At 70.3% G+C, this 13,234-nt stretch carries 12 protein-coding genes and 1 pseudogene; 8 read left to right on the top strand and 5 right to left on the bottom strand.

Features of this window, described 5'->3' with window-relative positions:
• A pseudogene (locus IO30_RS0102370) lies at positions 1-1,104 on the bottom strand (iron-sulfur-binding reductase); the annotation flags it as partial.
• A 110-nt stretch (positions 1,105-1,214) separates the two neighbouring features.
• Positions 1,215-1,757: a sugar transferase gene (locus IO30_RS0102365; RefSeq protein WP_031138715.1), complete on the bottom strand. Its 543-nt coding sequence runs from the start codon at positions 1,755-1,757 to the stop codon at positions 1,215-1,217.
• A gap of 216 nt (positions 1,758-1,973) precedes the next feature.
• Between IO30_RS0102365 and dnaK the strand changes: the two genes are divergently transcribed.
• The 4 genes from dnaK to IO30_RS0102345 are packed head-to-tail and all read left to right on the top strand — an operon-like array spanning position 1,974 to position 6,182.
• Positions 1,974-3,824 carry a molecular chaperone DnaK gene (gene dnaK / locus IO30_RS0102360; protein WP_031138713.1) on the top strand — a complete coding sequence of 617 codons (1,851 nt, stop codon included), beginning with the start codon at positions 1,974-1,976 and terminating at the stop codon, positions 3,822-3,824.
• Positions 3,824-4,486 carry a nucleotide exchange factor GrpE gene (gene grpE / locus IO30_RS0102355; protein WP_031138711.1) on the top strand — a complete coding sequence of 221 codons (663 nt, stop codon included), beginning with the start codon at positions 3,824-3,826 and terminating at the stop codon, positions 4,484-4,486. The genes dnaK and grpE overlap by 1 nt, the downstream gene beginning before the upstream one ends.
• A 39-nt stretch (positions 4,487-4,525) precedes the next feature.
• Positions 4,526-5,716, top strand: coding sequence for a molecular chaperone DnaJ (gene dnaJ / locus IO30_RS0102350; RefSeq protein ID WP_031138709.1), 1,191 nt, complete (start codon positions 4,526-4,528; stop codon positions 5,714-5,716).
• Between the two features lies 1 nt (position 5,717).
• Positions 5,718-6,182 (top strand): heat shock protein transcriptional repressor HspR, encoded by a 465-nt coding sequence (locus IO30_RS0102345; protein WP_031138707.1) that lies wholly within the window; start codon positions 5,718-5,720, stop codon positions 6,180-6,182.
• A gap of 145 nt (positions 6,183-6,327) precedes the next feature.
• On the opposite strand, the gene IO30_RS0102340 is transcribed toward IO30_RS0102345, so the two are convergent.
• Entirely contained in the window at positions 6,328-7,362 is a 1,035-nt protein-coding gene (locus IO30_RS0102340) for a hypothetical protein (RefSeq protein ID WP_031138705.1), read from the bottom strand.
• A gap of 222 nt (positions 7,363-7,584) precedes the next feature.
• Here IO30_RS0102340 and IO30_RS0102335 point away from each other — a divergent pair, with 222 nt between their 5' ends.
• A complete protein-coding gene (locus tag IO30_RS0102335; protein WP_031138703.1) occupies positions 7,585-7,767 on the top strand; it encodes a hypothetical protein in 183 nt (60 codons plus the stop codon).
• A 29-nt stretch (positions 7,768-7,796) separates the two neighbouring features.
• Positions 7,797-8,078 carry a Rieske (2Fe-2S) protein gene (locus IO30_RS0102330; protein WP_051858941.1) on the top strand — a complete coding sequence of 94 codons (282 nt, stop codon included), beginning with the start codon at positions 7,797-7,799 and terminating at the stop codon, positions 8,076-8,078.
• Positions 8,079-8,245: 167 nt separating this feature from the next.
• Here IO30_RS0102330 and IO30_RS0102325 read toward each other — a convergent pair whose 3' ends face one another.
• On the bottom strand, positions 8,246-8,650 hold the full coding sequence (locus tag IO30_RS0102325) for a pyridoxamine 5'-phosphate oxidase family protein (protein ID WP_031138700.1): 405 nt from the start codon (positions 8,648-8,650) through the stop codon (positions 8,246-8,248).
• Between the two features lie 105 nt (positions 8,651-8,755).
• Between IO30_RS0102325 and clpB the strand changes: the two genes are divergently transcribed.
• Together clpB and IO30_RS0102315 are read left to right on the top strand one after the other, a co-directional pair.
• On the top strand, positions 8,756-11,356 hold the full coding sequence (gene clpB / locus IO30_RS0102320) for an ATP-dependent chaperone ClpB (RefSeq protein WP_031138698.1): 2,601 nt from the start codon (positions 8,756-8,758) through the stop codon (positions 11,354-11,356).
• Between the two features lie 110 nt (positions 11,357-11,466).
• A complete protein-coding gene (locus IO30_RS0102315) occupies positions 11,467-12,012 on the top strand; it encodes a type III secretion system chaperone family protein (protein ID WP_031138696.1) in 546 nt (181 codons plus the stop codon).
• A 9-nt stretch (positions 12,013-12,021) separates the two neighbouring features.
• Here IO30_RS0102315 and IO30_RS0102310 read toward each other — a convergent pair whose 3' ends face one another.
• On the bottom strand, positions 12,022-13,206 hold the full coding sequence (locus IO30_RS0102310; protein WP_237403440.1) for a glycosyltransferase family 39 protein: 1,185 nt from the start codon (positions 13,204-13,206) through the stop codon (positions 12,022-12,024).
• Positions 13,207-13,234: the final 28 nt, after the last annotated feature.

The raw sequence follows: 13,234 nt of genomic DNA, 5'->3' as shown, positions 1-13,234 counted from the left end.
CAGCGCAGCCGCGGGAACGTCCTTCAGCTGCTCCGCCGTCGCCTTCTCATTGCCCTCCATGTCCTTGCCGCCACCCGCCAGCAGATACGGGGCCTTGGCGTGCGCGTGGTCACGCAGGGACATGATCAGGAGCTTCGGGGAAAGCGGCTTGCCGGTGTTCCAGGCGGGGCACTGCGACTGGCAGCGGCCGCACTCGGTGCACGTGGAGAAGTCGAGGATGCCCTTCCAGGAGAACTGCTCGACCTGCGAGACGCCGAAGACGTCGTCCTCACCCGGATCCTCGAAATCGATCTCCTTGCCACCACTGGTCATCGGCAGCAGCGCGCCCAGCGCCGAGGCGCCGTCGGCGTTCCGCTTGAACCAGATGTTCGGGAAGCCCAGGAACCGGTGCCAGGCCACACCCATGTTGGTGTTGAGGCCGACCACGATCATCCAGATCATCGAGACGCTGATCTTGATCATCGCCGTGAAGTAGATGACGTTCTGCAGGGTGCCGAGCGAGAGACCGTCGAAGGCGAGCACCAGCGGGTACGAGGCGAAGTACGCGAGCTCGTAGCCGTCCACGTGGTGGATCGCGCCCTCGAGGCCGCGCAGCGTCAGGATCACGAGGCCGATGGTGAGGATCACGTACTCGACGAAGTACGCCTGCCGGGACTTCGAGCCCGCGAAGCGCGACTTGCGGCCCGGTCGCGAGGGCAGGTTGAGCAGGCGGATCGCCATCAGGACGAGGATGCCCACGACGGTCATCAGGCCGATGAACTCGGTGTAGAACTCGAAGGGCAGCCACTCGCCGACGAGCGGCAGCAGGTAGTCCGCCTCGAAGAGCTGTCCGTACGCCTGCGCCAGCGTGGGCGGCAGGGTCAGGAAGCCGATGGCGACGAACCAGTGTGCGAAGCCGACGATGCCCCAGCGGTTCATCCGGCTGTGGCCGAGGAATTCCCTGACGAGGGTGACGGAACGGGCCTTCGGGTCGTCCGTGCGGCTGCCTGCCGGGACGGGCTGGCCGATCTGGACGAACCGGTAGATCTGCGCGATGGCCCGGGTGAACAGCGCGACGCCGACCACGGTCAGGACCAGCGACACGATGATCGCGGCGAGTTGCATGGGCGGGCTCCTCGGGCGGAACTTACTGATCAGTAGCTTATGAAGTCAAGGCTTGAGGTTACCCATTCCCGACGCCGCAATGTAGCCGAGCGTGCGGTGATCTGCGTCGCTCAGGCATGCCTTTGCCGGTAGGCCGCCAGAGGGGTTTGCGCCAGGATTGCCAGGTCCATTCCGAGCCAGTGGTTCTCCACATAATGCCGGTCGAGCAGGGCCATTTCCTCCCAGGGCAGGTCGGAGCGTGCGCTGACCTGCCACAGCCCGGTCATTCCGGGCCGTACGAGGAGCCGCTCGGGCCGGTCGGCGCCGGTCCGCGGGCACGGTCCGACCAGCGACATCTCGCCCCGCACCACGTTCAGCAGCTGCGGCAGGCCGTCGAGGGCGCAGCGTTCCAGGGCGGCGCCGACGCGCCCCGCGCCGTCCGTGTGCAGACGCCAGGTGCGGAAGGGCTGCCCGCCCAGTCCGCAGGCCCGCTCCCGTACGAGGACCGGGGTGCGCCCGCGTCCGGCCGCGTAGAGCAGACCGGCGGCAAGCAGCAGCGGCACCGCGCATGCGGCCAGCAGGACCAGCGAGGCGGCGAGGTCGATCACCCGCTTGGCCGGGGGCCTGGGGGGCAGGATTCCCGGCCGGGCGGGGAGCGTGAGCAGCAGAGGCATGCCAGCACGTTGCCGGACGGCGGCGGCGGCCCCGGGGCGCCGCGCGGCCGGGTGCTGCGGCCGAACCCGTTCGGGTGCGGCGCTGCCTCCGAGGGCCCAGGTTGCGCGTAAGGGCTACCTAAAGGTTGAGTCCCCTCGGCTCAGCTCTGTTGACGTCCTCGCATCGTGTGTTGCATCCTTGAGTCTGTTCCACTCAAGTCAGCTGGAGGAATTGAAATGGCACGTGCGGTCGGCATCGACCTGGGCACCACTAACTCCGTCGTCAGCGTTCTGGAAGGCGGAGAGCCCACCGTCATCACCAACGCCGAAGGCGCCAGGACCACGCCGTCCGTCGTCGCCTTCGCCAAGAACGGCGAGGTGCTCGTCGGCGAGGTCGCCAAGCGCCAGGCGGTCACGAACGTGGACCGGACCATCCGCTCGGTGAAGCGCCACATGGGCACCGACTGGAAGATCAACCTGGACGGCAAGGACTTCAACCCGCAGCAGATGAGCGCCTTCATCCTGCAGAAGCTGAAGCGCGACGCCGAGGCCTACCTGGGTGAGAAGGTCACGGACGCGGTCATCACCGTCCCGGCCTACTTCAACGACTCCGAGCGTCAGGCGACGAAGGAAGCCGGCGAGATCGCCGGCCTCAACGTCCTGCGCATCGTCAACGAGCCGACGGCCGCCGCCCTGGCCTACGGTCTCGACAAGGACGACCAGACCATTCTCGTCTTCGACCTCGGTGGCGGCACCTTCGACGTGTCGCTGCTGGAGATCGGCGAGGGCGTCGTCGAGGTCAAGGCCACCAACGGTGACAACCACCTCGGCGGCGACGACTGGGACCAGCGCGTCGTCGACTACCTGGTGAAGCAGTTCCAGAACGGCCACGGCGTCGACCTGTCCAAGGACAAGATGGCGCTCCAGCGTCTGCGCGAGGCGGCCGAGAAGGCGAAGATCGAGCTCTCCTCCTCGACGGAGACCACGATCAACCTGCCCTACATCACGGCCTCCGCCGAGGGCCCGCTGCACCTGGACGAGAAGCTCACGCGCGCCCAGTTCCAGCAGCTCACCGCGGACCTGCTCGACCGCTGCAAGGCCCCGTTCCACAACGTCATCAAGGACGCGCGCATCCAGCTGTCCGAGATCGACCACGTGGTCCTGGTCGGCGGCTCGACCCGCATGCCGGCCGTCGCCGAGCTCGTCAAGGAGCTGACCGGTGGCCAGGACGCCAACAAGGGCGTCAACCCGGACGAGGTCGTCGCCATCGGTGCGACCCTGCAGGCCGGTGTGCTCAAGGGTGAGGTCAAGGACGTCCTGCTCCTCGACGTGACCCCGCTGTCCCTCGGTATCGAGACCAAGGGCGGCATCATGACCAAGCTCATCGAGCGCAACACGACCATCCCGACCAAGCGGTCGGAGATCTTCACGACGGCCGAGGACAACCAGCCGTCCGTGCAGATCCAGGTCTACCAGGGCGAGCGCGAGATCGCGGCGTACAACAAGAAGCTCGGCATGTTCGAGCTGACCGGCCTGCCCCCGGCCCCGCGTGGCGTCCCGCAGATCGAGGTCTCCTTCGACATCGACGCGAACGGCATCATGCACGTCACGGCCAAGGACCTCGGCACGGGCAAGGAGCAGAAGATGACCGTCACCGGCGGCTCTTCGCTCGGCAAGGACGAGGTCGACCGCATGCGCCAGGAGGCGGAGCAGTACGCGGACGAGGACCTGCGCCGCAAGGAGGCCGCCGAGTCCCGCAACCAGGGCGAGCAGCTCGTCTACCAGACGGAGAAGTTCGTCAAGGACAACGAGGACAAGGTCCCGGCCGAGGTCCGCACCGAGGTCGAGGCGGCCATCGCCGAGCTCCAGGAGAAGCTCAAGGGCGAGGACACCGCCGAGATCCGCACCGCGACCGAGAAGCTGGCCGCGGTCAGCCAGAAGCTCGGCCAGGCGATCTACGCCGACGCGCAGGCCGCGCAGGGTGCCGCGGGCGCCGCTGCCGGTGACGCGGGCCAGGCCAAGGCCGACGACGACGTCGTCGACGCCGAGATCGTCGACGACGAGAAGCCGAAGGGTGGCGCTGCCTGATGTCGGAGGAGACCCCGGGTTTCGACGAGAAGCCCGAAGTCCCCGCCGACGGCACGACCGACGAGCCGAAGGCCGCCGACTCCTCCAAGGAGGGTGAGGCGGCCCCGGCCGGGGACGCAGCAGAGGCCATCGGCCAGGAGACGGCGCTGCTGGCGCAGCTGGACCAGGCCCGTACGGCGCTCTCCGAGCGCACCGCGGACCTCCAGCGGCTCCAGGCGGAGTACCAGAACTACCGTCGCCGCGTGGAGCGGGACCGGATCACCGTCAAGGAGATCGCGGTCGCGTCCCTGCTGAGCGAGCTGCTCCCGACCCTGGACGACATCGGCCGGGCGCGGGAACATGGCGAGCTGGTGGGCGGTTTCAAGTCGGTGGCCGAATCCCTGGAGACGGTCGCCGCCAAGATGGGCCTCCAGCAGTTCGGCAAGGAGGGCGAGCCCTTCGACCCGACGATCCACGAGGCCCTGATGCACTCGTACGCGCCGGACGTCACCGAGACGACCTGCGTGGCGATCCTGCAGCCCGGGTACCGGATCGGCGAGCGCACGATCCGTCCCGCACGGGTCGCGGTGGCCGAGCCCCAGCCGGGCGCGGCCCCCAAGTCCGAGTCCGCGGAGGGCGAAGCGCCCTCGGACAAGGACGCGGATGCCCCCGACAAGGGCTGACGCACCCCACGTAGAGGCACGAGAGGAGGGACACCGGGGATGAGCACGAAGGACTTCGTCGAGAAGGACTACTACAAGGTCCTCGGTGTCCCGAAGGACGCCACCGAGGCCGAGATCAAGAAGGCGTACCGGAAGCTCGCACGCGAGTTCCACCCGGACGCCAACAAGGGCGACGCCTCGGCCGAGGAGCGCTTCAAGGAGATCTCCGAGGCGAACGACGTCGTCGGCGACCCGAAGCGGCGCAAGGAGTACGACGAGGCCCGCGCCCTGTTCGGCAACGGGGGCTTCCGCCCCGGTCCGGGCGGGGGCGGCGGGTCCTTCAACTTCGACCTCGGCGACCTCTTCGGCGGTACCCAGCCGGGTGGCGGCGGTGCGGGCGGCGGCTTCGGCGGCGGTCTGGGCGACGTCTTCGGCGGCCTGTTCAACCGCGGCGGCGCGGGTGCCGGCGCGGGGACCCGCGTCCAGCCGCGCCGCGGCCAGGACATCGAGTCGGAAGTCACCCTCTCCTTCACGGAGGCGGTGGACGGGGCCACGGTCCCGCTGCGGATGTCCTCCCAGGCGCCCTGCAAGGCCTGTTCGGGCACCGGCGACAAGAACGGCACCCCCCGGGTGTGCCCGACCTGCGTCGGCACCGGCCAGGTCTCGCGGGGCAGCGGCGGCGGCTTCTCGCTGACCGACCCCTGCGCCGACTGCAAGGGCCGCGGCCTGATCGCGGAGACCCCCTGCGAGGTCTGCAAGGGCAGCGGCCGGGCGCGCAGTTCCCGCACCATGCAGGTCCGGATCCCGGCGGGCGTCTCCAACGGCCAGCGGATCCGGCTGCGCGGCAAGGGTGCCCCGGGCGAGCGCGGCGGTCCCGCCGGTGACCTCTACGTCGTCGTGCACGTCGACGCGCACCCGGTGTTCGGCCGCAAGGACGACAACCTCACGGTGACCGTTCCGGTGACCTTCGCGGAGGCGGCGCTGGGCGGCGAGATCAAGGTTCCGACCTTGAACGGCCCCTCGGTGACGCTGAAGCTCCCGCCGGGCACGCCCGGCGGCCGGACGATGCGGGCCCGCGGCAAGGGCGCGGTCCGCAAGGACGGCACCCGCGGCGACCTGCTGGTGACGGTGGAGGTGGCGGTGCCCACGGAGCTGTCCGACAAGGCCCGCGAGGCGCTGGAGATGTACCGCGAGGCGACGGAGTCCGAGGACCCACGCTCCGCGCTGTTCGAGTCCGCGAAGGGAGCATGAGATGGACGGCCGCCGCAACCAGCCCCGTTTCGGCAACGGGGCTTACCAACTCACTGACGAGACCCCGGTCTACGTGATCTCGGTGGCCGCCCAGCTCTCCGGTCTGCATCCGCAGACCCTCCGCCAGTACGACCGCCTCGGCCTGGTCTCCCCGGACCGTACGGCCGGGCGCGGCCGGCGCTACTCGGCCCGTGACATCGAACTGCTCCGCACGGTGCAGGCGCTGTCCCAGGACGAGGGCATCAATCTGGCGGGCATCAAACGCATCATCGAGCTGGAGAACCAGGTCACCGCGCTCCAGCAGCGCGTGGCCGAGCTCTCCGCGGCGGTGGAGGGGGCCGCGGCCACCCTCCAGGCCCGGGAGGCCCAGGTGCACGCCTCGTACCGGCGGGACCTGGTGCCGTACTCGCCGCCGCAGCCGGGCAGCGCCCTGGTCGTCTGGCGGCCCAAGCGGCCGATGGACTGATCCGCCCGGGCCCCGGCCCGCGCGTGACGCCTGCGAAGGCCCCGTCCGGTTCGTCCGGGCGGGGCCTTCGCGGTGCTGCGGGGGCCCTTCGGCCGCCGCAGGGGGCGTGGGCGGGCCGCGGTGGCGGCGGCCCGGCGCGCGGCGCTCAGAGGTGCCGTTCCGGGGCCGGGTCGGAGGGCCGGCCGAGGATGCCGGACTGGGCGATGAGGTAGCCCAGCTGGGCCCGGCTGCCGCTGCCCAGGGTGGTGGCGAGCTTGGCGATGTGGGCCCGGCAGGTGCGCACGTTCATGCCGAGGCGGCGGGCGATGGCCTCGTCCACGTGGCCCTCGATGAGGAGCTGCGCGATGCTGCGCTGCACGCCGGAGATCCCGCCGGGGGTGCTGCGGTAGGTGACCTCCTCCTGGAGGGGCACGGCGCGGTGCCACAGCTGCTCGAACACCTTGATCAGGTAGTCGACGAGCCCGGGATGGCGCAGTTCGAGGGCGACCCGGCGGTCGTCGCTCGCCGGGATGAAGGCCACGGTGCGGTCGAAGATGATGAGGCGTTCGATCAGTTCCTCAAGGGTGCGGATCTCCACCTTGCCCGTGGAGATCCGGTCCACGTAGGCGAGCGTGCCCTGGCTGTGCCGGGCGGTGTGCTGGTAGAGGGTCCGTATGCTGACCCCCCGGTCGATCAGCGGTTCGTCGCGCTCCAGGGCCTGGGTGAGGGCCACCGAGGGCCGGGCGCCGCCCGGCTGGACGGTCAGTACCTCGGTGTGGCACTCGGCCGTCGCCAGGTTCAGGGCGGCGTTGATCCGTTCGAAGCCTTCGAGCACCGTGATGGCGTGGGTGTTGGCCGGGTTCTGCGCACTGATGGCCAGGAACGGCTCGAAAGTATCGGTGAGATCTACAGCGCTGCGCCGACGGTCCTGGATCTCGCGTTCAATCGGATGGAGCCGTTGGGCCAATGCGACGGATGGGGGAACCGGGCGCAGTTGGTTCGCGTCATCCGGGTCGGGCTGCAGGAGAGCGAATTCAAGCAGGCAGGGGGCGTTCTGGATCTCGCCCCGGGCGATCCGGCCGGTGCTCAGCGCTGCCGCGTACAGCCGCGTTCCCTCGTCACACATGGACGTGACGGGGTGGGGATGTGTCGGCTTTGTGTCGGTATGCGTCAAATCTCCACCCCCCAGGGTCCTGAACATGCAAGAACATGATGCATCGTCCCTGTGGCATTGACGTGCCTGAATGAGCCATCGTCTGTCACGCGGGGGAGAGGATTCCATCAAGTGAGGACGAAGCCGACCATGTACAAGAGAATGCTTCGCTCGGTGCTTGCCATAGTTTTCTCCGCCGTTGCGGTTTTTTGGGCAGTCAGCGCCGTCGAAAGTGACGCGGGGAGCGCTAGGGGCGATCAGGGCACCGAAGTGACGGGCGGTGCCGCCGACGACACCGGCTGGACCATCGTGCCCACCAAGTACGCGGACACCGGCTGGACCAGTGCCCCACTCGGAGGCCTGTCCGACGACACCGGCTGGACCACTGCCCCACAGGGCCGTAATGCCGACGACACCGGCTGGACCGAGGCGCCCGCGGTGGTGTCCGCGTGACCCCCGACGACCGCGGCTTCCGCCGCGAAATGGCCTCTGCCTACCGCTCCGGCTGGCAGTTCATCGACCTTGCCACCGCCATCCCCCACGCTGGCGATTCGCTCATGGTCACCCTGTTCGGACAGCCGATCGTCGTGGTGCGCGAGGAGGACGAGGACGTACGTGCCTACCGGTGCCTGCGCCGCCCGCGGGGCGCGCCGCAGCCCGTCCGCTGCGAGGTGCGCTACGGAATGGTCTTCGTCAACCTGGATCAGCGGGACCACCAGCTCTTCGAACCCGATATCACCACCGCCACCCCCCGCAGTGCCTGAAGCGATTCCCCCGTCGTCGCAGATCGCTCAGGTGCTTCCCCCACACAACGGCGCCATCGTGGACCTGACCACGATGGCGCCGTTGTGATGTCCGCGTCCAGATCCCGAACCGGACAAGATGAAAGCTGAACTGTTTTCGGCCCCGTCCCGCGGGCCCGGTCAGCGCCTCAGGCCCGGCCCATGGCCCGGTCCAGGGTGATCTCGATGACCACCCGGTCCGGATTGGGCGAGGGCGTGCGCCCGTACCGCTCCGCGTAGCGCGCCACCGCGTCGGCGACCGACGCCTCGTCCGTACGGACGACCGCGCGCCCCTCCAGCGTGGCCCAGCGGCGCCCCGCCATCTGGCAGACCGCGGCCCGGGCCCCGTCCGGCTGCGCCGCCAGGACGTTGCGGACCTTCTTGCTGTGCTTGTTGCTGATCACCCGGGCCACTCCGGCCTCCGGGTCGTACGTCACGCCCACCGGCACCACGTGCGGAGTGCCGTCCGGGCGCGGGGTGGTCAGCGTGCAGACGTGCCGCTCCCGCCAGAAGGCGAGGTAGTCGGGTGTGGGGTTGAGTACGTCGAGGGACATGGCCCCGAGAGTACGGCCCACCGCTGCCTTGAGTGGAATAGACTCAACTTTGCATACGCTGACCCTGTCAGAGTTCTGTCCCCCTCCGGAGAGGAGAAGTCACCTGTGGATGCCGAGCTGACCAACAAGAGCCGGGACGCGCTGAACGCAGCCACCAGCCGGGCCGTCAAGGACGGCCACGCGGACCTGACCCCCGCGCACCTGCTGCTGGCCCTGCTCGCCGGCGAGGACAACGAGAACGTCATCGACCTGCTGGTCGCGGCCGACGCGGACCAGGTGGCCGTACGCGCGGGCGCGGAGCGGCTGCTCGCCGCCCTGCCCAGCGTCACCGGTTCCACCGTGGCGCCGCCGCAGCCCACCCGCGAGCTGCTGGCCGTGCTCGCCGAGGCCGACGCGACCGCCGGGAAGCTCGGCGACGAGTACCTCTCCACCGAGCACCTGCTCATCGCGCTCGCCGCCAAGGGCGGCGCGGCCGGCGAGCTCCTTTCCGCACAGGGCGCGACGGCGAAGAAGCTGCTGACCGCCTTCGAGAACGCACGAGGAGGACGGCGGGTGACCACCCCCGACCCCGAGGGCCAGTACAAGGCCCTGGAGAAGTTCGGCACGGACTTCACGGCAGCCGCCCGCGAGGGCAAGCTCGACCCGGTCATCGGCCGCGACCAGGAGATCCGGCGCGTCGTCCAGGTGCTGTCGCGCCGGACGAAGAACAACCCGGTGCTCATCGGCGAGCCCGGCGTCGGCAAGACCGCCGTCGTCGAGGGCCTGGCCCAGCGCATCGTCAAGGGAGACGTGCCCGAGTCCCTGAAGAACAAGCGGCTGGTCTCCCTGGACCTCGGCGCGATGGTGGCGGGCGCCAAGTACCGCGGTGAGTTCGAGGAGCGGCTCAAGACGGTCCTCGCGGAGATCAAGTCCAGCGACGGCCAGATCATCACCTTCATCGACGAGCTGCACACGGTCGTCGGCGCGGGCGCCGGCGGGGACTCGGCCATGGACGCGGGCAACATGCTCAAGCCCATGCTGGCCCGCGGCGAGCTGCGCATGGTCGGCGCGACCACCCTCGACGAGTACCGCGAGCGGATCGAGAAGGACCCGGCGCTGGAGCGCCGCTTCCAGCAGGTGCTGGTTGCCGAGCCCTCCGTCGAGGACACCATCGCGATCCTGCGCGGGCTCAAGGGCCGCTACGAGGCCCACCACAAGGTCGTCATCAACGACAGCGCGCTGGTGGCCGCCGCCACCCTCTCCGACCGGTACATCACCTCCCGCTTCCTCCCCGACAAGGCCATCGACCTGGTCGACGAGGCCGCCTCCCGGCTCCGCATGGAGATCGACTCCTCCCCGCTGGAGATCGACGAGCTCCAGCGCTCGGTGGACCGCCTGCGGATGGAGGAGCTGGCGCTGAAGAACGAGTCCGACCCGGCCTCGCTGGAGCGCCTGGACAAGATCCGCAAGGACCTGGCGGACAAGGAGGAGGACCTGCGGGGCCTGACCGCCCGCTGGGAGAAGGAGAAGCAGTCCCTCAACCGGGTCGGCGAGCTCAAGGAGCGCCTGGACGACCTGCGCGGGCAGGCCGAGCGCGCCCAGCGCGACGGCGACTTCGACTCCGCCTCCAAGCTGCTCTACGGGGAGATCCCGACCCTGGAGCGGGAGCTGGCGGAGGCCACCGAGGAGGAGGCCGAGGCCTCCAAGACCGGACAGGCCAAGGACTCGATGGTCAAGGACGAGGTCGGCCCCGACGACATCGCTGACGTGGTCGGCGCCTGGACGGGCATCCCCGCGGGCCGCCTGCTGGAGGGGGAGACCCAGAAGCTGCTGCGGATGGAGGAGGAGCTGGGCCGGCGCCTGATCGGCCAGGGCGAGGCCGTACGGGCCGTCTCGGACGCCGTGCGCCGCACCCGGGCCGGGATCGCCGACCCCGACCGCCCGACCGGCTCCTTCCTCTTCCTGGGCCCCACGGGCGTGGGCAAGACGGAGCTGGCCAAGGCGCTCGCGGACTTCCTCTTCGACGACGAGCGGGCCATGATCCGCATCGACATGTCGGAGTACGGCGAGAAGCACAGCGTGGCCCGTCTGGTCGGCGCCCCGCCCGGGTACGTGGGCTACGAGGAGGGCGGCCAGCTGACCGAGGCCGTGCGCCGGCGCCCGTACAGCGTGGTCCTGCTGGACGAGGTGGAGAAGGCCCACCCCGAGGTCTTCGACGTCCTGCTCCAGGTCCTGGACGACGGCCGGCTCACGGACGGCCAGGGCCGCACCGTGGACTTCCGCAACACCATCCTGGTCCTCACCTCGAACCTGGGCAGCCAGTTCCTCATGGACCCGGCGGCCTCGGAGGAGGAGAAGAAGGCCCGGGTCCTGGAGGTGGTCCGCGCCTCCTTCAAGCCGGAGTTCCTCAACCGCCTGGACGACCTGGTGGTCTTCTCCGCCCTGAGCCGCGACGAGCTGGCGCACATCGCCGAGCTGCAGGTCGGCCGCCTGGCCAAGCGCCTGGCCGACCGGCGCCTGACCCTGGACGTCACGCCCGCGGCCCTGGCCTGGCTGGCGGACAAGGGCAACGATCCGGCGTACGGCGCCCGGCCGCTGCGCCGCCTGATCCAGACGGCCATCGGCGACCGCCTGGCCAAGGAGATCCTGTCCGGCGAGGTCAGGGACGGCGACACCGTACGGGTCGACGTGGCGGGCGAGGACCTGCTGGTCGGCAAGGCGCTCTGAGCCCGTCGGGTGCTCCCGTGTCCGCCCGGAGCGGATAGCGCGTCCGGGGGTGGACACGGGGTGGGCGAGATGGGGGAGGATGCAGGTATCCGCACGAAGGGAAGTACACGGTGAGCATCGACCCGGCCTCGATTCCGAACTTCGGAGGGCAGCAGCCCGATCCGCAGGCCACAGGACCGGCGGGCCCCGTCGTCCCCGACCAGGATCTGGTCAAGCAGCTGCTGGAGCAGATGGAGCTCAAGTACGTCGTCGACGACGAGGGTGACCTCGCGGCGCCGTGGGAGGAGTTCCGCACGTACTTCATGTTCCGCGGCGAGGACGAGCAGCAGGTCTTCTCGGTGCGGACCTTCTACGACCGTCCGCACAAGATCGACGAGAAGCCCCAGCTCCTTGAGTCGATCGACGACTGGAACCGCCGCACCCTGTGGCCGAAGGTCTACAGCCACACCCACGACGACGGCTCCGTCCGTCTGATCGGTGAGGCGCAGATGCTGATCGGCACCGGCGTCAGCCTGGAGCACTTCGTGTCCTCCACGGTCAGCTGGGTGCGCGCGTCCATCGAGTTCGACAAGTGGCTCGTGGAGCAGCTCGGCCTGGAGAAGGACATCGACTCCACCGACGGCGACGAGGACACGGACGGCGACGCGACGAACTAGTCGCCGCCGTCACAGCGGTACCCGTGCTACGAGCAGCAGGTGGAGCCCGTAGCCGTAGGAGAGCCCGGCCATGCACGCGGTCACCACGACCGCGGTGCGCGGCCGGGCTCTTGCCATGGCGGCGGCCAGGGGCAGCAGCAGCGGGAACGCCGGCAGCAGGAACCGCGGCTTCGACTCGAAGTACCCGGCCCCGCCGAAGGCCATCAGCAGCAGCACCCCGGTGTAGACGAGCAGCGGCAGGGGCGTGCGGTCCAGCAGCAGCAGGGCGGCCAGCAGCCCGGCGGCGGCCAGCAGGGCCACCGTCACGGTGGTGGCGAGCGGTACGTTCCCGCCGGTCAGGACCCGCTCCGCGGTGCGCAGCGCCCCGGCGCCGAAGTCGAAGCGCGAGCCCCAGCGCTCCTGCACGGTGAAGTACCCGCCGAGCGGGTCGCGCATCGGCACGCCGACGGCCAGGACGTACGCCGCCCAGCCCGCCGGGGCCAGCAGCGCGGCCGCCCACACCGCGGGAGTCCGGTCCCTGCGCACGAGCAGCGCGTGCAGGGCCGTGGCGCAGACGGCGGCCGCGACGGCGATCCCGGTGGGCCGGGTCAGCCCCGCCAGCACGGCCAGGCCCGCCGCCCACAGCCAGCGGCCGCGCACGAGGGCGTACAGGGCCCAGGCGGCGAGTGCGGTCAGCAGGGCCTCGGTGTAGGCCAGGGTCAGCACCACGGAGTGCGGAAGGGCCGCCCACAGCCCGACGAGGAGCACCCCGGCGCGCGGCCCGCACAGGCGCTCACCGATCAGGTACACGCCGACGGCGGCCGCGGCGGCCGAGAGCCAGGCGACGAGGAGCGCGGCGGGGACGGGGCCGCCGGGCAGCAGGGTGGTGACGAGCCGGATGAGAAGCGGGTACAGGGGGAAGAAGGCGGCGTCGCTCTGCACGGGCCCGGTGCCCGTCAGGGGCTCGGCCGACATCACGGTGCGGCCGTACCCGTCGGCGGCGATGCCGAGGTACCAGGAGGAGTCCCAGGAGCGGCCGAGCACCCGCACGGGGTCCCGTCCGGCCCACCAGGACCCTGCGGCGACCACCACGATGCCGATGCCGCGGACGGCGGTGAACACCCCGAGGGCGATCACGGCGGCGGGAGCGCCGGACGCGGCCGTGCGCAGGTGCGGTCGCAGCGCGGAGCCGGGGGGTCTGCTGCCCGTTGCCATGTCCCCCGACTCTTCCGCTCTGCATCTG

The sequence above is a fragment of the Streptomyces xanthophaeus genome, assembly GCF_000725805.1.
GTDB lineage: Bacteria > Actinomycetota > Actinomycetes > Streptomycetales > Streptomycetaceae > Streptomyces > Streptomyces xanthophaeus.
Note: the sequence above shows the minus strand (reverse complement) of the source record. Positions and strands in the feature narration are given on the sequence as shown.